Origin of the sequence: Arthrobacter sp. CAN_A1, assembly GCF_015751665.1 — a bacterium.
Lineage (GTDB): Bacteria > Actinomycetota > Actinomycetes > Actinomycetales > Micrococcaceae > Arthrobacter_D.
On the sequence record NZ_JADOUR010000001.1, the window covers coordinates 137,854 to 157,065 of the forward strand.

The following is a 19,212-nucleotide window of genomic DNA, read 5'->3' on the forward strand; positions in this document are numbered from 1 at the left end:
GCGCTACAGCCCCAGACGCGGCGCTTCGATCGCCGGGCAGGTATCCATGACGACCGCAAGGCCCGCGGCCGCGGCGCGGGCCGCGGCTGCTTCGTCGATGACCCCCAGCTGGAGCCAGACAGCTTTCGCGCCCACCATAATGGCTTGATCCACCACCGCCCCCACTTTGGAGGAGTTCACAAAACAGTCGACGACGTCGATGGTCCCGGGGATATCGGCTAGCCGCTGGTATCCGGTCTGCCCATGCACCGAGTCACCCTTGAGGCTCACCGGGATGACCTCCATTCCCAGATGGTCAATCAGAAACCGGGAGACGCCGAGCGCCGCCCGGCGGGGGTTATTGGACAGGCCCACCACTGCCCAGCGTGCCGGCGTCGTGAGCAGCGAGCGGATCACCTCGGGGTCATTGGTGTGTGTCATGGTGGTACGCCCTTTCGCTGCAATCAGTCGGATTGTTACGCCAGCACTTGCGAAGAACCCGTATACAGGAGTTTAGTAGTCCTTGACCATCCCGAGCGGCCGAGAGACCTGGATCGATGAAGCCGCAGCAACCCTGGCCATCCGGCTGACTACAGTCAGCCGGTGACAGTAGGGTGCTACCGCCAGGACCGATGGAGTTGACTCTATGAGCGTTCTGGCATCACCACATCCGAGAACTTCCCTGGCCCCCAAGCAGGCACTGACCGTCACCTTCGCGGGCCTCGGCCGTAGCTTCGGCCCGATCTCCGACCGCCGCACCGTCCTCCGGGACATCAATTTTGAGGTTCACGCCGGCGAGGTACTCGCCATTCTCGGCCCCAGCGGGTGCGGCAAATCCACCCTGTTGCGGGCCGCCGCCGGACTCGATGCGCTCAACGCCGGATCGGTACTGATTGACGGTATCGAAGTCCACGGTATCGACGAACGCTGTGCTGTCGCCTTCCAGGAGCCGCGGCTCCTGCCCTGGCACACCCTGCAGGCCAACGTGGCGATCGGGCTGCCCAAAGCCTCCAGCGCCAGTGAAGGCAAAGCCAAGGTGGCAGAACTGCTGCATCTTGTCGAACTGGGTGCCTTCGCCAAGCACCGGCCGCGGGAAGTTTCCGGCGGAATGGCGCAGCGGGCTTCGCTGGCGCGTGCCCTGGCGCGCAACCCGGGTGTCCTGCTTCTTGACGAACCCTTCGGTGCGCTGGACGCACTCACCCGGATCAAGATGCAGGATCTCCTGCTCGATATCCACCAGGCCCAGCCGACCACGGTGCTGCTTGTTACCCATGACGTCGACGAAGCACTGCAACTGGCCGACCGCATCGTCGTCCTCGGCGGCGAGGGCGACCAGCCCGGGGCGACGATCACCGAGGTGCTGACTGTGCCCGGGGATCGCCCCCGTAACCGCAACTCGGCGGATCTGGGCCGAATGCGCAGCTCCCTGCTGGCTTCCCTCGGAGTCACCGGCCACTAGGCCGCGTTCTCCTTCCTGCCTTCCGGCACCACCGCCTTCACTCTGTGCAGTGTCGCGGTACCCGGTGCCGCGCTCGCACCCACTCCATTTTTGTTCGTTCTACACAACCCGGCCCGGGCAATGTGTCTCACCCCAAAGGACCCTCATGAACCGCACACCAGCACCTTCCCCCCGCCGCACCGTTCTGGCCGCTGCAGCACTCGCCGCCGTCGCCTCGCTCACCCTCACGGGTTGCATGGCCGGTGAAGACGCCGAATCGGCTGGTCCTGCCGGTGGCGAACTGAACATCGACTTCGCCACCTACAACCCGCTGAGCCTGGTCATCAAGGAGCAGGGCTGGCTTGAGGACGAGCTCGCCGCCGAGAACATCACCGTCAACTGGATCCAGTCCGCCGGGTCCAACAAGGCTAATGAGGCGTTGCGGGCCGGAGCGATCGACGTCGGCTCCACCGCCGGCTCAGCCGCCCTCCTGGCCCGATCCAACGGGTCGCCCATCAAGGCCATCGACATCTACTCCCAGCCGGAATGGGCAGCCCTGGTGACCAACGCGGATTCCGATATCAAGGAGATCGAGGATCTGCGGGGCAAGTCAATCGCCGCGACTAAGGGCACTGACCCCTACTTCTTCCTCCTGCAGGCCCTCGAGGCCGGCGGGATCGATCCCTCCGAGGTGACGGTCCAGAACCTGCAGCACGCCGACGGCCGGGCCGCCTTGGCCAACGGGTCGGTCGACGCGTGGTCGGGGCTTGACCCGATTATGGCCTCGGCGGAGCAGGACGGTGCCACGCTGTTCTTCAGGGACATCGACTTCAACACCTACGGGTTCCTGAACGCCACCGAGGACTTCCTGGCGGAGAGCCCCGAGGTGGCCCAGATGGTAGTCAACGCCTACGAGAAGGCGCGCGAATGGGCGAAGGAGAACCCTGAGGAAACGGCGGAGATACTCGCCGAGGTGGCGGGAATCGACGTCGAGATCGCCAATGCTGTCATCATCGATCGCACCAACCTCAACGTCGATCCGGCCCCGGGCGAGGCACAGCGGGCCGTGCTGGAGAAGATCGGTCCGGTGTTCGTCGAATCCGGTGACGTATCCAGTCAGGAACAGGTCGACGAAGCGCTGGACACCCTCTTTGATGACTCCCTGGTGCGTAACGCAGACCCCGCAGCGATTGAGGCTTCCTCATGACCCGCGGCGGGAATCCCTATCCCACCGGGAACAGTGTTACGGGAGTGGCCAGGCCTGAGGGGCTTGCACCCTTGGCAGCCCCCGGCTCCACCGTAGCAACGGCAGACGCCGCCCAGCCGCAGCCCGGACGGGGCGGACCGGCACATGGATGGTCCCAGGCCGGCCCGCTGCGGCACGGCTGGGTGCGTCTGCTTCTCGGGCTGATCCTGCCCGCGTTGATCGTCACCGTGTGGCAGTTGAACTCGGTGACCGGCCTGTTCAGCGCTGTCCAGGTGCCGCCACCTGCCGCGGTGTTCAACGCCGCCGTCGAACTGATCCAGCGCGGTGAGCTGTGGACCCACGTCGGTATCTCCACCCAACGGGTGCTCCTGGGCTTCACCTTCGGCGCAGCCCTGGGCCTGGCGGTCGGCTCCGTGGTGGGACTGTCCCGGATCGCCGACGCTCTGCTGGCGCCGACCATCGGCGCGTTGCGTGCCGTTCCATCGCTGGCCTGGGTGCCGCTGCTGATCCTCTGGATGAAGATCGGCGAGGATTCGAAGATCACCCTGATCCTGATCGGGGCGTTCTTCCCTGTTTTCACCACCGTCTATCTGGCGTTGCGTCACGTAGACCGGAACCTGGTGGAGGCCGGCCGGGCGTTCGGGCTCAACGGGTTCAAGCTGCTGACCACGGTGCAGTTGCCGGCGGTGATTCCCTCAGTTTTCTCGGGACTGCGGCTGGGTCTCGCGCAGGCCTGGCTGTTTTTGGTCGCCGCTGAATTGATCGCCTCTTCCCTGGGCCTCGGATATCTGCTCAGCGACTCACAAAACAACGGCCGGGTGGACAGGATCTTCCTGGCCATCATCCTGCTGGCCGTCATCGGCAAGACCACCGACGCGCTGCTGGGGATTGCCGAGAAGTGGGCGGTCCGGCGATGGGCGTGAGGCTGCAGGAAGCCGACCCGCTCACCGAGACCGACCGGCTGGAATTCTGGGAACAGCAGGCCCGCCGCCTGGACTGGGCCACCGGATGGTCCTCGGTGCACACCTTCCAGCCGGCCCTCCCTGTTCCGGGCGGCGAGGAACTCACCGTCCCAGTCATCGAGTGGTTCGCCGGAGGCCAGCTCAACGTAGCCCACAACTGCGTGGACCGGCACGTCAACGCCGGGCTGGGCGACAAGGTGGCCCTGCACTTCGAGGGCGAGCCCGGTGACCGTCGCACCGTCACCTACTCCCAGCTGCAGGATGAGGTGTCCCGCGCCGCCAACGCCCTGCTGCACCTGGGGATCGGCAAGGGCGACCGGGTGGTCATCTACCTGCCGGTACTCGTGGAAACCGTCGTCATCACCCTGGCCTGCGCCAGGATCGGCGCTGTGCATTCGCTGGTATTCGGTGGGTTCTCCGCCGAGGCGCTCCGGTTCCGGGTCGAGGACACCGGAGCCAAGCTGCTGGTCACCACCGATGGGCAGTACCGCCGCGGCGCGGCGGTACCGGTCAAGGCCAACGCCGACGAGGCCGTCTCGGGGTCCACCAGCATCGAACACGTCCTGGTGATCCGCCGCACAGGCAGCGCCATCGACTGGACCGAGGGCCGCGACGTCTGGTGGCATGACGCCGTCGACGCCGCCTCACCCCGGCACACCGCTGAGCCGTTCGACGCCGAGACTCCCCTGTTCATCATGTATACCTCCGGCACCACCGGGAAACCCAAGGGCCTGGTGCACACCTCCGGCGGGTATCTCACCCAGGCGTCGTGGAGCTTCGACTACCTGTTTAGCCACCCCGACCCGGACCAGCGGGACGCCGACGTGCACTGGTGCACTGCCGACCTGGCCTGGGTCACTGCCCACACCTACGAGATCTACGGGCCGCTCTCCAACGGCGCCACCCAGGTGATCTTCGAGGGCACCCCCAACACCCCCCATCCGGGGCGGCACTTCGAGATCATCGAGCGCTACGGCGTGACCAGTTATTACACCGCGCCCACCCTGATCCGGTCGCTGATGGGCTGGTTCCCGGACGGCGTGCCAGCCGGTTACGACCTCTCCAGCATCCGGATCCTCGGCACGGTCGGTGAGGCGACCAACCCCGAGGCCTGGCGCTGGTTCAGGAAACACCTTGGAGCCGGCACCGCGCCGGTGGTGGACACCTGGTGGCAATCCGAAACCGGCGCCACCATCCTCTCCCCCCGCCCCACCGATGGGTCCTTCAAGCCCGGCTGCGCCTCCCGCGCCCTGCCCGGCGTGAGCACCCGGATTGTCGACGACGCCGGCCATCCGGTCCCGCCGGGCGAGCAGGGCCTGATCGTGGTGGACCAGACCGGCCCCGCCATGGCGAGGACCGTCTGGGGCAACCCACAGCGTTACCTGGATTCCTATTGGCGGAAGTTCGCAGTCCAGGGCTGGTTCCTGGCCGGTGACGGCGCCCGGTATGACGACGACGGCGACACCTGGATCCTCGGCCGCATCGATGACGTGCTCAACGTGTCGGGTCACCGGCTCTCGACCATTGAGATTGAATCGGCGCTGGTGGCCCACCCGTGGGTGATCGAGGCGGGGGTGTGCCCGGTCGCCGACCCGCTGACCGGTCATGCCATTGCCGCGTTCGTCGTGCTCTCCTCATCGGCTGGCGGGGTGCCCACACCGGAGGAGGTGGCCAGGATCCTGCGGGATCACGTCGGAACGGTGATCGGGCCGATCGCCAAGCCTGCCGCCGTCGTCGTCGTCGCTGACGTCCCGAAAACCCGGTCGGGGAAGATCATGCGCCGGTTGCTGACCCAGCTGTACGAGAACACCACACTCGGTGACACTACCTCGCTGCAGAACGAGGCGTGCGTGCCCGGTATCGCCGCGGTCCTGGCCGCGCGGGCGTCGCCGTGACCCCGGGCAGCCAGGCCCGCACCTGCAACCGGGAGCAACATTCTTGGCCTACCACGATGGGACTGCCACACTGGTGGTGACCATCCCGAGCGGTACGAGAGATCTGGCTCATTGACACCGCAGCAACCCTGGCCACTGCCCCGGCAGTGACATGAGGGTGCTAATGCCAGGCACGATGGAGGTTTTCATGGCTATTGACCTTTCCCAACCCCTCAAATTCGCCTATTGGGTTCCCAACGTGAGCGGCGGGCTGGTCGTTTCGACCATTGAGCAGCGCACCAGTTGGGACTTCGACTACAACAAGAAACTCGCGCGTATCGCCGAAAGGGCCGGCTTCGAGTACGCCCTGTCGCAGACCCGGTACGCGGCGTCGTACGGCGCCGACAAGCAGCACGAGGCCACCGCGTTCTCGCTGGCGCTGCTCGGGGCCACGGAAAGGCTGAAGGTGATTGCGGCAGTCCATCCCGGCATGTGGCAGCCGGGTGTCCTGGCGAAGTTCATCATCACCGCCGACCACATTTCCGGTGGGCGGGCGGCGGTGAACATCGTCTCGGGCTGGCTGAAGAGTGAGTTCACCGGGTTCGGTCTGCCGTGGCTGGAGCACGACGAACGGTACGTCCGCACCGAGGAATTCATCAGGATCCTCCGCGGCCTGTGGACCGAGCAGAACTACTCCCAGGCCGGGAAGTACTACAACATCACCGATTTCACCCTCAACCCGCCGCCCGTTGACGTGCCCGGGCGGCCGCATCCGGAGATCTTCTTCGGTGGGAACTCGACGGCGGCGCAGGCGACCGCGGGTCGGGTGGCCGACTGGTACTTCTCCAACGGAAAGGACCTCGAGGGGTTCAAGGAGAACGTCGCGGGCGTGCAGGCGTCAGCGGCGGACGCCGGGCGGCATCCGAGGTTTGGGCTCAACGGCTTCGTGATTGCCCGGGACACCGAGAAGGAAGCCCGTGAAACCCTCCGGGAGATCGTGGCCAAGGCGCATAAGCCAGCCGTCGAAGGGTTCCGGGACGCGGTCCAGGAGGCTGGCGCGTCCACCAGGGACGGCAAGGGTATGTGGGCCGACTCGTCCTTCGAGGACCTGATCCAGTACAACGACGGGTTCAGAACGCAGCTCATCGGGACGCCCGAGCAGATCGCCGAGCGCATCGTCGAGTACAAGAAGATCGGCGTGAACCTCATGCTGACCTGCTACCTGCACTTCCAGGAGGAAGTCGAAGCCTTCGGCAAGGACATCCTCCCCATCGTCCGCGAGCTTGAAGCGGACCTCGCCCGCAAAGAGGGCCTAGATTTCATTGTCGACGACGTAACACCCGAGAATATTAAGGCAGGTGTCTGATGGCTGACCGCAGCTTCGGTTTCCGCACGCGAGCCCTCCACGCTGGAGGCACTCCCGACTCGGCCCACGGGGCCCGGGCAGTACCCATCTACCAGACGACGTCGTTCGTGTTCAAGGACACGGCCGACGCCGCCAACCTGTTTGCGCTCCAAAAGTACGGCAACATCTACTCGCGGATCGGCAACCCCACGGTCGCCGCGTTCGAGGAGCGGATCGCCTCCCTGGAGGGTGGCATCGGGGCGGTCGCGACGGCGTCGGGCATGAGCGCCGAATTCATCACCTTCGCTGCCCTCTGCCAGGCGGGCGATCACATCGTCGCGGCCTCCCAGCTGTACGGCGGCACCGTCACCCAGCTCGATGTGACCCTGCGCCGGTTCGGCATTGACACCACATTTGTGCCCGGCACCGACCCCGCCGACTATGCCGCGGCCATCCAGGACAACACAAAAGCCGTCTACGCCGAGGTGATCGCCAACCCGTCCGGCGAGATCGCCGACATCCAGGGGCTGGCGAAGATCGCCCACGACGCCGGGGTGCCGCTGATCATCGACTCCACCCTGAGCACCCCCTACCTGATCCGTCCAATCGAGCACGGCGCTGACATCGTGATCCACTCAGCCACCAAGTTCATCGGCGGGCACGGGACCACCCTGGGCGGCGTCGTCGTCGAGGCCGGTACCTTCGACTGGGGCAACGGCAAGTTCCCCACCATGACGGAGCCGGTACCGTCCTACGGCAATATCCAGTGGTGGGCCAACTTCGGCGAATACGGGTTCCTGACCAAGCTGCGCACCGAGCAGCTGCGGGATATCGGCCCGTCCCTCTCCCCCATGTCGGCGTTCCAGCTGCTGCAGGGCGTGGAAACCCTGGCCCAGCGGATGGATGAGCACCTGTCCAACGCGCAGGCGGTCGCCGAGTGGTTGGAAAACGACCCCCGGGTTGAGTACGTGAACTTCGCCGGGCTCCCCTCGCATCGTCACTTCGAGCGGGCAGCCAAATACCTGCCGCAGGGGCCAGGATCGGTCTTCAGCTTTGGGGTGAAGGGCGGCCGGGCTGCCGGGCAGAAGTTCATTGAATCGCTGCAGCTCGCCTCGCACCTGGCGAACGTCGGCGACGCACGAACCCTGGTCATCCACCCCGGCTCGACGACGCACCAGCAGCTGTCAGCTGAACAGCTGGTCACGGCCGGTATCCCCGAGGACCTGGTCAGGATCTCGATCGGACTGGAGGACCTTGACGATATCCTGTGGGACATCGACCAGGCGCTGGACCTTGCCACCACGCCACACCTTGCCGCTGCACCGAATCCCACCGAAGGAGTTCAGGCATGAGCGCTGATCTGGAAACGGCACGGACCTGGGAGGGCCCGTCAGCACCCGAACGGCTCGCCCTCCTGCGTCATGCCAAGTCGGTGGCGATTGTCGGGGCGTCGGACAAGCCGTCCCGCGCGTCCTACTTTGTGGCCACGTACCTGCAGTCGTCGTCGCCGTACCGGCTGTACTTCGTGAACCCGGTGGCCAAGGAGATTCTGGGGCAGCCGGTGTATGCGTCACTGGCCGACCTGCCCGAGGTTCCCGACATTGTTGACGTCTTCCGGAAGCATGACGACCTCCCGGGTGTCCTTGAGGAGACGAAGGCGGTCGGCGCGAAGACGCTGTGGCTGCAGCTGGGGTCCTGGCATGAGGGAGTCGCGCACGACGCCGAGGAGGCTGGCCTCAACGTAGTCATGGACCGATGTATCAAGATTGAGCACGCCCGGTTCCACGGCGGGCTGAACCTGGCCGGCTTCAACACGGGAGTAATCTCCTCAAAGCGCCAGGTCACCGCCTAGCCCCGCCCACCTCATCTCCCCCACCGCCCCGCCCCTTGGGTTGAGTCAACAGAAATGACCGAAATTTCCCCGGAAAGTGGTCATTTCTGTTGACTCAACCCAGGGTTTTGACCCGGCCTAGTGAGTTGGCCAAGGGGGATGGGCTAGTGGGACTCGACGATTTCCTCGTTGCGCGCAAAGCGGCGGTTCTTCAGAACCGGCAGGAACTCCCTGACGTCGGCGATCCGGCGGCGTGAGACGTCGGTGGTGACCACGCCCTCGTTCTCATCGGTGAGGAAGACCTGGGGGATACCCATCGGGTCCAGAATGGCGGAGTGGCCAATCGTGTGCCCACTCGAGGTCCCCGCCGCAGCAATCCAGACGGTGTTCTCAATCGCTCGGGCCTTGAGCAGGGTTTCCCAATGATCCACCTTGTGGTCGCCCTTGAACCAGGCGGCCGGCACCAGAATCAGGTCAGCCCCGCGGTCAGCGAGCGCGCGGGCCTGTTCCGGGAAGCGGATGTCATAGCAGGTCATGAGGCCCACGGTGAGGTCACCGATGGTGACCACCTTGATACCGCCGTCGCCCGGTTTGATCCGGGTGGACTCCTGGTAACTGAAGGCGTCGTAGAGGTGAAGCTTGCGGTAGGTGTCCACGATCTTCCCCGTGGCATCCACCAGGACCAGCGTGTTGTAGGGGCGGTCCTCACCGCTGCCCTCATACCCGCCGGCAACAATGGCGATGCCCAGTTCCACGGCGATGAAGGACAGCTGCTGAACGAACGTCGACCAGTTCTCGTCCACGGCGGCCGCCAGTGAACCCTCCACTTTTCCAATGGAGAACATGGATTCCTCCGGAAAGACGATCAGCTCCGATCCTTCGGAGCGCGCCTTCTCGGCGAGCCCCCGCATGGTCCTGAGGTTGTCCGAGACGTCGCCGCCCGGCCGGAACTGCCCAACGCTGATCTTCATTGTCGCCGCTTTCATCATGAAATAGGTGCCCTCACAGCCTACCGAATGCCTGAACGTCCTATCGTTGGGTTATGACACTGCAACCTATCGTCCCGGGCCCCGGCCAGGAGTCCGTGTGGGACTACCCGCGGCCACCCCGTCTGGAGACCACCACCGAGCGGATAGTGATCGAGTTTGGGGGCACAGTGATCGCTGAGAGCACCACCGCGGTCCGCGTCCTCGAAACCAGCCACCCCCCGGTGTACTACGTGCCGATCGACGACTTCGTGGCCGGTGCGCTGGTCGCTGCGGAGGGTTCCTCGCTCTGCGAGTACAAGGGCATGGCGGCCTACTACGACGTCGTCAGCGGGCGCCGCCGTGCCCAGCGCGCCGGGTGGACCTATCCCAGCCCTACCCCCGGCTTCGAGGCACTCCGGACCAGGGTGGCGATTTACCCGGGAGCCATGGACCGCTGCCAGATCGACGGCGAGGTGGTCAAGGCCCAGGAGGGCGACTTTTACGGCGGCTGGATCACCAGCCGCATCGTTGGTCCCTTCAAGGGCGCGCCGGGCACCTGGGGCTGGTGAATCACTCCGGCCAGGTCATGGTGGACCTCCAGCAGAATCCTCCTGAGGGCCCAATAAATGTCATGCTGCGCCTCCACTGCATCAGATGGCGAACCGAAGCGTTCCATCAGGTCAACGGTCAGCGCCGAGAAGCCCAGCTCTGCGGCGCTCCTACCGGGCCGGAGGTAGGAGTAAAGGAAAATGTTGAGTGACAAAAGCCCGCCTTCTATCGCAGCCCAGACCCCGTAAGGGGATCCGAGCAACTTCGCATGGAACCGTCCGCTCGTCACCGAGGGGTGCTCCTGATCAAACGGCTCACCTGGGTCCCTCCTGATGGAATCACTTGTGTAGCTGTGGCGGGTGAGCCGAATCTGCAGCCAGCATCTGTGCAGCTGTGGCGGGTTCCGCCACGTGCAGCCCGCCACAGCTGCACAAATGGCCGGAGCAGTCACCGGCCAAGGCGGGGCAACCCACCACAGCTGCACAATGTTCGGGAGGAACGGAACGGAGCGTAACGTTCAGGTAACGCTCATAGAGAGCTGATACCTTCGCAGGTTGGTTATCTATCTGGCAGGAGAATATTGTGCGGAAGAAGTTGTTACTGAGTATTGCCTTGGCCGGAATTGTGTCGGTGGTGTCAGCATGCGGCACACCCGAGAGCGGCAGCGAGTCAGGATCCGAGTCGTCGCAGTCCCCCGCCAACGAAAGTGCAGCACCCGACGCGGCCCCAGAAGTAGCCGACCCCGATCTTGAGGGAGTGCCCGACGTCGTGGCGCTCGTGAACGGCAGCGAAATCCTCAAGGCGGACTTCGAGTCCGTATACACCGCCCAGTACGAGCAGGCCGCAATCCAGTCACAGATGTCAGGGGAAGCCGTCGACCAGGATGAGCTGAAAACCCAGACCGTTGAGGGAATGATCGGCACCGAACTGCTGGTCCAGGAAGCCGGCGAGCGGGGGCTTGAGGCAAGCGACGAAGCCATCACCGCAGCACTCGACGAGCTTGTAGCAGCGAACCAGCTCGGCTCGGCCGACGAGTTCTACGCGGCGCTCGCCGAGCAGGGCATGGACGAGGCAACAGTCAACGACCAGCTGACCACCCAGGTCCAGGTGGAACAGCTCATCCAGGAGGAGGCCGGAGACACCGCGCCCTCAGAGGAAGAGCTCACCGCTGCCTACGATGAGGCAGTAGCCCAGCAGGAAGAGCAGAACGCCCAGAGCGGCGAGGAGACTGAGGTTCCTCCCTTCGAGGAAGCAAAGCCGGCTCTGGAGGAGCAGCTCAAGAGCCAGAAGGAGTCCGCAGCAGCGGAGTCCCTGGTGACCAGCCTCCGTGAGGAAGCTGACGTCACGATCAACCTGTAGTGACCGGGGTGCCGCAGCTACAGCGCTGCGGCACCGGGAATGCTCTGGGTCCGCTCGGGCGATTCCATGGCGAACCACGACGCCAGGTCCGCCGCTGGTAGCGGCCTTGCATAGTGGTACCCCTGCGCCAGGTCGCAGTCGAGTCCGATCAGGGCCTCACGCTGGCCTTCCGTTTCGACGCCCTCGGCCACCGCCTTGATCCCCACGGCATGCGCCAGTTGAACACAGCTGGCCACGATGGCCGAGTCCCCACTGTTGATGCCCAGGCCCGACACGAACGTCCGGTCGATTTTCAGTTCGTCGATGGGGAACTGCCGGAGGTAGGTCAGGCTGGAGTAGCCGGTGCCAAAGTCATCAACCGCCAGCCCCACCCCCAGCGCTTTCAGGGCGCCCAGCGCTATCATCGCCGCTTCGGGCCCCACCATCAGTGACGTCTCGGTAATCTCAAGGGTCAACAGGGACGGGTTAAAACCGTGACGCGCCAGCACCGCTCCCACCCGACGCGGAAGCTCTGGGTCGGCGAGCTGCCGGGTGGAAAGGTTCACCGCCATTTCCACCGGCCCGCGGGCTGGCTGCTCGGCCGCCCAGCGCACCGCCTGCGCCACTGCCTCGTCCAGCACCCACGCACCGAGTTCACGGATCAGGCCTGATTCTTCGGCCAGTCCGATGAAGTCCGACGGCGGCAGCAGGCCTCGGGTGGGGTGTTCCCACCGCACCAGCGCCTCCACTCCGGTGAGGCTGCCATTCTTCAGGTTCACGCGCGGCTGGTAATACACGCGGAGCTCACCGTTGGTGATCGCGTGCCGCAGTTCGCCCAGCAGCTGCATCCTGTCGACCGCGGGATCGGACTGGGACGAGTCGTGGAGTTCCCAGGTGTTCCGCCCGCTGGCCTTCGCCTGGTACATCGCAATGTCGGCCCGGCGCAGCAGCCGCTCGGGCGTATCCCCGTCCTCGAAGACCGCCGCACCGATACTTGCGTCCACCACCACTTCGAGACCCTCGATCATGATCGGGGGTCTCAGCGACTCAAGTAACCGCCCGGCCACGGTCCCCACCTCTGCCGTGTCGCTGACCATCTCGACGACCACGAACTCGTCACCGGACAGCCGCGAAACGCGTAGCGGTTCACTGACGGCTCCCCGGAGCCGCCCCGCCACCGCGCCGAGTAGCTCATCCCCGGCCGCATGGCCCAGGCTGTCGTTGACCGCCTTGAAGTGGTCGAGGTCAACGAAGAGCACGACGGCGCGCCCGTCCGGGGAGGGCTCCTTCGACAGCGTGTCGCCCAGTTCCTGGATCAGGCCGGCCCGGTTCAGTAGCCCGGTCAAGGCGTCGTGGAGGGCCAGGTGCTGCAGCCCGGCCTCGGCGGCAGCCCACCGTGCCTCCGACTCTTTCGCCCGGCGTCGCGCATCCAGGAGGCTCTTCTCGTACCGCAGGCGCTGGTGTGCACCGAAAATTCCTACCCTGACCATCGCCGGTGTGGTGCCCGACGCCGGAACACGGTTCGCTGACAGCAGCGCCGCATGCCGGGAGCCGTCCTGACCGATCACCTCCAGGGCAATCTCGGCGACGACGCCGGTCTGGGTCAGCTGGGGAAGGCAATGCATGGTGTAGAGCAGCTGGTCCCCGGTGGGGAGCAGCGCGTGCAGCGGGGTGTGAAGCAGCTCCGCGCGGGTGTAGCCGGCCCAGGAGAGGAACGTTTCGTTGACCTCGGTGATGACGCCGTCGTCGTCGGTCAGCAGATACCCGCACGGAGCATGCTGAAACAGGGCCTGGTAGTCCAGCCCGGTGGCGCTCACGGCAATCGCCGGTGGGCGGGATGTGCCCGCTCAGAAAACGCCGTCGGCGCCATGACTGCCCCTCGAAAAGTCGGTGTGGGCGACGGCCTGGTCGGCTGGCCGTCTGCTCCTCACTGAACTGTCGGCGGGCGCGGGCTAAATGTTAGGTCGCGGAAAGTGAGCTTCCGCACCACAGGGTCAGTTGCGCCGGCGGCGAATCCTGATGGGGCCCTTGATCGTCGAGGGATCAATGACCGTCCCGCCCTGGGTGATCTCCACCTCGCCGGCAGCCACCAGCCGCCGGGCGGCGTCGCGGGACGCCTCCATCAGGTCCCGCCACTGCCCGTCGGACACGGCACGTGCGGCCTCCGACGGGCAGATCGTCGCCTCGGGTGCGCGCTCGCCGAGCAACCGCCGGATGGCGGCCTCGAGGAGCTGACCGGTGTCGGCGCTGGCGGGATCCACTGGCTGTTCTAGCCGATCAGGTCATTGATGACGATGGTCTGATCGCGGTCCGGTCCCACCCCAATGGCCGAGAAGCGTGCGCCGGACATCTTTTCCAGCGCCCGCACGTAGACCTGAGCGTTTTCCGGCAGGTCGTCAATGGTGCGCGCCGTGGTGATGTCCTCGGTCCAGCCCTCGAAGTACTCGAAGATGGGCTTGGCGTGGTGGAAGTCGGTCTGGGTCATGGGCATCTCATCGTGCCGGACTCCGTCGACGTCGTACGCCACGCAGACCGGGATCCGTTCGATCCCGGTGAGCACGTCAAGCTTCGTCACGAAGTAGTCGGTAAAGCCATTGACGCGGGCAGCGTGCCTGGCCAACACGGCGTCGTACCAGCCGCAGCGGCGCGGACGGCCGGTGTTGACTCCGAACTCGCCGCCCTTCGTCTGCAGGTACATGCCCATGTCGTCGAAGAGTTCGGTGGGGAACGGCCCGGCGCCCACGCGCGTGGTGTAGGCCTTGATGATGCCCACCGCACGGCTGATCCGGGTGGGGCCGATCCCCGACCCGACCGAGGCGCCGCCAGCGGTGGGGTTCGACGACGTCACGAACGGGTAGGTGCCGTGGTCCACGTCAAGGAAGGTGGCCTGGCCACCCTCCATGAGGACAACCTTGCCGGCGTCGAGGGCTTCGTTGAGCACGTAGGTGGAGTCGATGACCAGCGGACGGAGACGGTCGGCGAAGGACAGGAAATACTCGACCACTTCCTCCACCTCGACGTCGCGGCGGTTGTATACCTTGACCAGCAGCTCGTTTTTCTGGGCCAGTGACCCTTCAACCTTCTGCCGCAGGATGGACTCGTCGAAGACGTCCTGGACCCGGATGCCCAGGCGCGCCACCTTGTCCATGTAGGCGGGGCCGATGCCACGGCCGGTGGTCCCGATGGCCCGCTTGCCGAGGAACCGTTCGGTGACCTTGTCGAGGACCTGATGGTAGGGCGCCACCAGGTGGGCGTTTGCCGAAATCCGCAGCTTGGAGGTGTCGGCGCCTCGGGCCTCGAGACCTTCGATTTCCTCGAAGAGCGCCTCAAGGTTGATGACGCACCCGTTGCCGATGATCGGGATCGCGTTGGGGCTCAGGATGCCTGCGGGCAGGAGCTTCAGCTCATACTTTTCACCGCCGACGACGACGGTGTGCCCTGCGTTGTTTCCGCCGTTCGGCTTGACGACATAGTCAACCCGTCCGCCGAGCAGGTCGGTTGCTTTGCCTTTACCTTCGTCGCCCCACTGGGCTCCGACAATAACGATCGCTGGCATGGGATCCTCCCCCATCGTTGCGGCAGCACCCGCACAACACGCGATGCCGCCAGAAGTGCATGAGAATGCCCCAAGACCTCGTACTGCGTAGTTGCAAGAGATCTGGGGCTCTTACCAGCCAAGTTTAGCAACAGATCGCGACGACGCTCAGCTTGATGGCTATTCGGGGCCGGCGGGGGCGCCCTCGACAGACCTCTTGAAGTTGCTGAGCTGGACCGAGTCCTCCCGCGCAATGGCCTTCCTGATCACCGGGCCGAGGAGGCGCATGACGCCGTCGGACTTCACGGTGGCCACGAGGTCCAGACCGGTCGAGCCCCCACCCAGCGGCGTGAGGGAGTACCGGTAGTCGGCCCGCGTCTTGCCGACCCGCGAGGTCAGGGTGATGCTGCTGCCGGGTGCGAGCTCGGTGATCTCGGAGACCCGTTCCTTGCCCCGTGCGGTGAACTGCAACTGACTGCCGACGGCGAGCGCTCCCTCCGAGTGCAGGGCGGACACCCTGGGCATCCAGTGTGGTGCCGCTGACCAGTCGGTGAGCCGCGCCCAGACGGTCTGCGGTGGGAGGTTGATGGTTTCGTGGGAGGCGAAGGCCTGGCTCATGGGGGAACATCTTCTTTCGGTTGGCGGTGCTGGATGCTGGCTTCACCCTAGGCCTGACCAGGCGGCGTGCCTTGGATGGTTTTCACATCAGCTGCAGCGCTTCTCTACTTCTGGGGCACGAACCCTGGGGCGTTCTGGTCGGGTGGGTAACCTGCCCGCTGGGCGGCGAGGTACTCGCCGGGGGTGACGCCGGTGTGCCGCGTGAAGTCGCGGATCAGATGGGCCTGGTCGAACCAGCCCAGCCGCGTGGCGACCTCCGCCCACCTCACCCGCTGGTGCACGTCGACGTCAGCGAGCAGCCTGCGTAGCCGGATGATCCGTGCGACCGAGCGCGGCGTCAACCCCACTATCCTGGCGAACTCCCGGTCCAATGATCCGTGCGCCAGTCCGGTTTCCCTTGCCACCACGGGCACCGGGGTCATAGGGTCCTCCTGAAGCAGCCGGACCGCCGCCTCGCACCGTTCCAGCCCGGAGATGGAGCTGTTCACCCCTGCTGCCAGCCGATCCTGGACCAGACCGGTCAGCGCTGGCAGCGGCGCGCCCTGCGCTGCGGCTGCGGCCAGGTCCCGGCGCAGCGCCACAGCCGGTGCCCACACGGAGTCAAGCTCCACGGCCTGTCCCCGCACCGCCGAGGGAAGGACGCCCAGCAGCGCCTCACAGCCCACCGGCGTGGTCACGAACCCGACGGCGAACGTGCGTCCGGTGGGCTGGTTGATGATGGGCCGCTCGTGGGGTCCGATCAGGAATCCCCTCCGCATCGGTGCCGGTTCCCCGCCCGGGTGCCCCTGGATAATTGCCGGACCCAGAACGATCGCCGCCACGGTGGAACCGGTCGGGGCGATCAGTTCACGGGTCGCCTCCAGCTGGCCGCGGGCAGCCCAGAAGGTTTCAACAAAGCGGCTGAGCTCCCCGACCGGTGGACTGTAATGCGATTCGAAGGACCCGATCGTTTCCCCCTCAGCTCGGGTGACCGTCTCCCCGGGAGCGGTCGAGAAGATGGGCGCGGCCCTGCCAGGCCAGGATCAGGGCCCCGGTACCGAGCAGCACGTTGGTCCACACGTAGCCAGCGTCGCCGTTGACAATGTTGGTCACCGCCGCGCCGGCCATGACCAGGGCGAGCAGCAGCCCGCCCAGGGTACGGAACCGGGGGACGAACAGGGCAACGCTGCCAACAAACTCGAAAACCGCGGTCAGGTAGACAGTCCACCCGGGCAACCCTGACTTCTGGAAGGGCAGCAGGGCGGCCGGGTCCCCGATGACCTTCTCGATGCCCGCCCTGACGAAAAAGAAGGCGAGCACAGCGGCGAGCGCAAGCCACACCAGGTCGATCCGGTTCTTCTGCATAGGGCCATGATGCCACTCGCAGCACCACTGGAGGGGAGAATGTGCAGATGGATCGTTTTGTGGGCAACATTGCAGGGCTTGGCACCGGTTCGGGTACCCGGCTGGTGGTGGGACGGTGGGCGGAGTCACCCTGGGGGCCCTTCACCGATGTCATGGTGGAGGACAACGACGGGAAACGGACCCTGCTGGCTCCGACCCGGATGGTGGCCGACTATGTCAGCGCCACCTACCAGTTCGACCAGGTGCTGGTGGTGGACGTGGCCTCGACGCTTGACGAGGACACCCTGACCGTCGCGGCGGGGCCCCTGAAGGTCTCGGCCGAACTGGGCGGCGTCACCGGGCTGGGCCGGCTGCTGCGTCTCGTGCCCGCCCGGCTGGCCACCTCACCCCGCTGGCTCCGCCTGATCAACCCGCTGGCAGGCCTGTTCATGCCGGGCGTCAGGACGGCCGGCTCGGCGGGCAATGGGCGCACCGAATACTACGGGGTGACCACGGCACGGAGCATCCTCGCCGCGACAGCCAGCTGGGACGGCGCTGACCTGGGTGGCCTGGCCCGCCTGACACCACCGGTACGGTTCGGGTTCAGCTCAGCCCCGGCAGCGCCGATGCTGGTCACCGTGGTGACCAGCATCAGGCGGCCGTAGGCTAACTGCCGAGCTGTTTGCTGGCCTCGGGGTCGGATTCGCCAAGGAACTTGGCAATCCGTTCGGCTTCATCAATCTCGCCGATGGAGGCCGCGGCCCGCCCCAACGCGTACAGGGACCGCAGGAACCCGCGGTTGGGCTCATGCGAATACGGGACCGGGCCGGTGCCCCGCCAGCCGTTCCGGCGGAGGGCGTCAAGGCCGCGGTGGTACCCGGTGCGGGCGTACGCGTAGGACTCGATGGTGCGTCCCTCGTTGTAGGCCTCGTCAGCGAGAATGGCCCACACCAACGACGACGTCGGGTACTTGGCAGCGAGGTCAACTGCCTCGTCACCGGCAGCCAACCGTGCCCCAAGATCGGTCTCCTCAGGGAGCAGGGTGGGCTCGGGTCCAAGCAGGTTGCGGCGGAATTCGTCAGACATCCTAGAGCTTCTTCCCGGCGGAGCCCAGGGAAGCTGCAGCCTCGACGACGCGGGCGGCGAGACCGGCTTCGGCGGCTGCACCCCACACGCGTGGGTCGTAGACCTTCTTGTTGCCCACCTCGTTGTCGACCTTCAGGACGCCGTCGTAGTTCTTCAGCATGTGGTCGACGACCGGGCGGGTGAACGCGTACTGCGTGTCAGTGTCGATGTTCATCTTGATGACACCGAAGGAGACGGCATCGGAGATTTCCTGTGCCGAGGAGCCGGATCCGCCGTGGAACACCAGGTCGAAGGGCTTGTCCTTCCCCAGCCTGGCACCGATCTGGTCCTGGATGTCCTTGAGGATCTCGGGGCGCAGTTTGACGCCACCCGGCTTGTACACGCCGTGCACATTGCCGAAGGTCAAAGCGGTCAGGTAACGGCCGTGCTCACCGGAGCCCAGGGCCTCTACGGTGGCCAGGGCGTCCTCAACAGTGGTGTACAGCTTGTCGTTGATGGCGTTCTCGACGCCGTCCTCTTCACCGCCGACGGTGCCGATCTCCACCTCAAGGATGATCTTCGCTGCTGCCGCGCGGGGGAGGATGTCCTTGGCAATGCGCAGGTTCTCTTCGAGTGTTTCGGCCGAGCCGTCCCACATGTGGGACTGGAAGATGGGGTTGCCGCCGCGTTTGACCGCTTCTTCCGACGCGGCGAGGAGGGGCAGGACGAAGTCGTCCAGTTTGTCCTTGGGGCAGTGATCGGTGTGCAGCGCAATGTTGACGTCGTACTTCTTGGCTACCTCGTGGGCGAACGCCGCGAACCCGAGTGAGCCGACCACCATGTCCTTGACCGATGCGCCGGACCAGTAGGCGGCGCCGCCGGTGGAGACCTGAACGATCCCATCGGAGCCGGCCTCAGCGAAACCGCGCATCGCCGCGTTGAGGGTCTGGGACGAGGTGACGTTGACGGCCGGATACGCGAAGCCCCCGGCCTTGGCACGGTCGATCATTTCCGAATAGATCTCAGGTGTTGCAATAGGCATAAGGACTCCTTTGTGGAATGCGTGCTAAGAGGCGGGAGGGACAACGGACCGCTTAAACCATCCTATTCGACTGCTCGTTCGGCAGAAACGGCCCAGCGGCTCAGGTGTGCCGCTAGCAACCGGCCGACCCTGCCGGTA

20 protein-coding genes and 1 riboswitch are annotated in these 19,212 nt (G+C 65.6%); of the genes, 10 read left to right on the forward strand and 10 right to left on the reverse strand.

From position 1 onward, the window contains the following. Positions 1–3 precede the first annotated feature (3 nt). Positions 4–420, reverse strand: coding sequence for a CoA-binding protein (locus tag IWX62_RS00655; protein ID WP_196839439.1), 417 nt, complete (start codon positions 418–420; stop codon positions 4–6). Positions 421–625: 205 nt separating this feature from the next. Between IWX62_RS00655 and IWX62_RS00660 the strand changes: the two genes are divergently transcribed. The 7 genes from IWX62_RS00660 (at position 626) to IWX62_RS00690 (ending at position 8,657) form a co-directional block, all read left to right on the forward strand. Further along, a complete protein-coding gene (locus tag IWX62_RS00660) occupies positions 626–1,438 on the forward strand; it encodes an ABC transporter ATP-binding protein (protein WP_196839440.1) in 813 nt (270 codons plus the stop codon). Between the two features lie 145 nt (positions 1,439–1,583). After that, positions 1,584–2,624: an aliphatic sulfonate ABC transporter substrate-binding protein gene (locus tag IWX62_RS00665; protein ID WP_196839441.1), complete on the forward strand. Its 1,041-nt coding sequence runs from the start codon at positions 1,584–1,586 to the stop codon at positions 2,622–2,624. Further along, positions 2,621–3,547 (forward strand): ABC transporter permease, encoded by a 927-nt coding sequence (locus IWX62_RS00670; RefSeq protein ID WP_196839442.1) that lies wholly within the window; start codon positions 2,621–2,623, stop codon positions 3,545–3,547. The genes IWX62_RS00665 and IWX62_RS00670 overlap by 4 nt, the downstream gene beginning before the upstream one ends. Then, positions 3,538–5,481, forward strand: a complete 1,944-nt coding sequence (acs, locus tag IWX62_RS00675) for an acetate--CoA ligase (protein WP_196839443.1) — start codon at positions 3,538–3,540, stop codon at positions 5,479–5,481. Before IWX62_RS00670 ends, acs begins: the two co-directional genes overlap by 10 nt. Positions 5,482–5,558: 77 nt before the next feature. Further along, positions 5,559–5,663: riboswitch (SAM riboswitch) on the forward strand. Positions 5,664–5,668: 5 nt separating this feature from the next. Beyond that, a complete protein-coding gene (gene sfnG, locus IWX62_RS00680; RefSeq protein WP_196839444.1) occupies positions 5,669–6,826 on the forward strand; it encodes a dimethylsulfone monooxygenase SfnG in 1,158 nt (385 codons plus the stop codon). After that, on the forward strand, positions 6,826–8,157 hold the full coding sequence (locus tag IWX62_RS00685; protein ID WP_196839445.1) for an O-acetylhomoserine aminocarboxypropyltransferase/cysteine synthase family protein: 1,332 nt from the start codon (positions 6,826–6,828) through the stop codon (positions 8,155–8,157). Before sfnG ends, IWX62_RS00685 begins: the two co-directional genes overlap by 1 nt. Continuing rightward, the gene (locus IWX62_RS00690) at positions 8,154–8,657 is read left to right on the forward strand and encodes a CoA-binding protein (protein ID WP_196839446.1); all 504 of its coding nucleotides are present in this window, start codon (positions 8,154–8,156) and stop codon (positions 8,655–8,657) included. The genes IWX62_RS00685 and IWX62_RS00690 overlap by 4 nt, the downstream gene beginning before the upstream one ends. Before the next feature lie 143 nt (positions 8,658–8,800). Here IWX62_RS00690 and IWX62_RS00695 read toward each other — a convergent pair whose 3' ends face one another. After that, the gene (locus IWX62_RS00695; RefSeq protein ID WP_196839447.1) at positions 8,801–9,607 is read right to left on the reverse strand and encodes a carbon-nitrogen hydrolase family protein; all 807 of its coding nucleotides are present in this window, start codon (positions 9,605–9,607) and stop codon (positions 8,801–8,803) included. 71 nt (positions 9,608–9,678) lie between these two features. Between IWX62_RS00695 and IWX62_RS00700 the strand changes: the two genes are divergently transcribed. Next, positions 9,679–10,173, forward strand: coding sequence for a DUF427 domain-containing protein (locus IWX62_RS00700; RefSeq protein WP_196839448.1), 495 nt, complete (start codon positions 9,679–9,681; stop codon positions 10,171–10,173). 562 nt (positions 10,174–10,735) lie between these two features. After that, the gene (locus IWX62_RS00705) at positions 10,736–11,512 is read left to right on the forward strand and encodes a SurA N-terminal domain-containing protein (RefSeq protein ID WP_333483127.1); all 777 of its coding nucleotides are present in this window, start codon (positions 10,736–10,738) and stop codon (positions 11,510–11,512) included. A 17-nt stretch (positions 11,513–11,529) separates the two neighbouring features. Here IWX62_RS00705 and IWX62_RS00710 read toward each other — a convergent pair whose 3' ends face one another. The 6 genes from IWX62_RS00710 to IWX62_RS00735 form a co-directional block, all read right to left on the reverse strand. Next, on the reverse strand, positions 11,530–13,308 hold the full coding sequence (locus IWX62_RS00710; RefSeq protein WP_333483128.1) for an EAL domain-containing protein: 1,779 nt from the start codon (positions 13,306–13,308) through the stop codon (positions 11,530–11,532). Between the two features lie 177 nt (positions 13,309–13,485). Next, the gene (locus tag IWX62_RS00715; RefSeq protein WP_196839449.1) at positions 13,486–13,752 is read right to left on the reverse strand and encodes a DUF3253 domain-containing protein; all 267 of its coding nucleotides are present in this window, start codon (positions 13,750–13,752) and stop codon (positions 13,486–13,488) included. A gap of 8 nt (positions 13,753–13,760) precedes the next feature. Continuing rightward, the gene (locus IWX62_RS00720) at positions 13,761–15,047 is read right to left on the reverse strand and encodes an adenylosuccinate synthase (RefSeq protein WP_196839450.1); all 1,287 of its coding nucleotides are present in this window, start codon (positions 15,045–15,047) and stop codon (positions 13,761–13,763) included. A gap of 159 nt (positions 15,048–15,206) precedes the next feature. Next, positions 15,207–15,644: an SRPBCC family protein gene (locus IWX62_RS00725; RefSeq protein WP_196839451.1), complete on the reverse strand. Its 438-nt coding sequence runs from the start codon at positions 15,642–15,644 to the stop codon at positions 15,207–15,209. Between the two features lie 104 nt (positions 15,645–15,748). After that, on the reverse strand, positions 15,749–16,642 hold the full coding sequence (locus tag IWX62_RS00730) for a helix-turn-helix domain-containing protein (protein ID WP_333483161.1): 894 nt from the start codon (positions 16,640–16,642) through the stop codon (positions 15,749–15,751). Further along, positions 16,602–16,988, reverse strand: coding sequence for a DoxX family protein (locus IWX62_RS00735; protein ID WP_196839453.1), 387 nt, complete (start codon positions 16,986–16,988; stop codon positions 16,602–16,604). The genes IWX62_RS00730 and IWX62_RS00735 overlap by 41 nt, the downstream gene beginning before the upstream one ends. Before the next feature lie 47 nt (positions 16,989–17,035). Between IWX62_RS00735 and IWX62_RS00740 the strand changes: the two genes are divergently transcribed. Beyond that, positions 17,036–17,632 (forward strand): hypothetical protein, encoded by a 597-nt coding sequence (locus tag IWX62_RS00740; protein ID WP_196839454.1) that lies wholly within the window; start codon positions 17,036–17,038, stop codon positions 17,630–17,632. A gap of 1 nt (position 17,633) precedes the next feature. Here IWX62_RS00740 and IWX62_RS00745 read toward each other — a convergent pair whose 3' ends face one another. Then, positions 17,634–18,053 (reverse strand): DUF3151 domain-containing protein, encoded by a 420-nt coding sequence (locus IWX62_RS00745; protein ID WP_196839455.1) that lies wholly within the window; start codon positions 18,051–18,053, stop codon positions 17,634–17,636. A 1-nt stretch (position 18,054) separates the two neighbouring features. After that, positions 18,055–19,074 carry a class II fructose-bisphosphate aldolase gene (gene fbaA / locus IWX62_RS00750; RefSeq protein WP_196839456.1) on the reverse strand — a complete coding sequence of 340 codons (1,020 nt, stop codon included), beginning with the start codon at positions 19,072–19,074 and terminating at the stop codon, positions 18,055–18,057. Positions 19,075–19,212: the final 138 nt, after the last annotated feature.

Excerpts from the sequence above, each read along its gene's own strand:
- IWX62_RS00725 (WP_196839451.1), bottom strand. The coding sequence starts at position 15,644 with ATGAGCCAGGCCTTCGCCTCCCACGAAACCATCAACCTCCCACCGCAG.
- IWX62_RS00735 (WP_196839453.1), bottom strand. The coding sequence starts at position 16,988 with ATGCAGAAGAACCGGATCGACCTGGTGTGGCTTGCGCTCGCCGCTGTG.
- IWX62_RS00745 (WP_196839455.1), bottom strand. The coding sequence starts at position 18,053 with ATGTCTGACGAATTCCGCCGCAACCTGCTTGGACCCGAGCCCACCCTG.
- IWX62_RS00655 (WP_196839439.1), bottom strand. The coding sequence starts at position 420 with ATGACACACACCAATGACCCCGAGGTGATCCGCTCGCTGCTCACGACG.
- acs (WP_196839443.1), top strand. The coding sequence starts at position 3,538 with ATGGGCGTGAGGCTGCAGGAAGCCGACCCGCTCACCGAGACCGACCGG.
- IWX62_RS00695 (WP_196839447.1), bottom strand. The coding sequence starts at position 9,607 with ATGAAGATCAGCGTTGGGCAGTTCCGGCCGGGCGGCGACGTCTCGGAC.
- IWX62_RS00700 (WP_196839448.1), top strand. The coding sequence starts at position 9,679 with ATGACACTGCAACCTATCGTCCCGGGCCCCGGCCAGGAGTCCGTGTGG.
- sfnG (WP_196839444.1), top strand. The coding sequence starts at position 5,669 with ATGGCTATTGACCTTTCCCAACCCCTCAAATTCGCCTATTGGGTTCCC.
- fbaA (WP_196839456.1), bottom strand. The coding sequence starts at position 19,074 with ATGCCTATTGCAACACCTGAGATCTATTCGGAAATGATCGACCGTGCC.
- IWX62_RS00665 (WP_196839441.1), top strand. The coding sequence starts at position 1,584 with ATGAACCGCACACCAGCACCTTCCCCCCGCCGCACCGTTCTGGCCGCT.
- IWX62_RS00720 (WP_196839450.1), bottom strand. The coding sequence starts at position 15,047 with ATGCCAGCGATCGTTATTGTCGGAGCCCAGTGGGGCGACGAAGGTAAA.
- IWX62_RS00685 (WP_196839445.1), top strand. The coding sequence starts at position 6,826 with ATGGCTGACCGCAGCTTCGGTTTCCGCACGCGAGCCCTCCACGCTGGA.
- IWX62_RS00670 (WP_196839442.1), top strand. The coding sequence starts at position 2,621 with ATGACCCGCGGCGGGAATCCCTATCCCACCGGGAACAGTGTTACGGGA.
- IWX62_RS00740 (WP_196839454.1), top strand. The coding sequence starts at position 17,036 with ATGGATCGTTTTGTGGGCAACATTGCAGGGCTTGGCACCGGTTCGGGT.
- IWX62_RS00660 (WP_196839440.1), top strand. The coding sequence starts at position 626 with ATGAGCGTTCTGGCATCACCACATCCGAGAACTTCCCTGGCCCCCAAG.
- IWX62_RS00690 (WP_196839446.1), top strand. The coding sequence starts at position 8,154 with ATGAGCGCTGATCTGGAAACGGCACGGACCTGGGAGGGCCCGTCAGCA.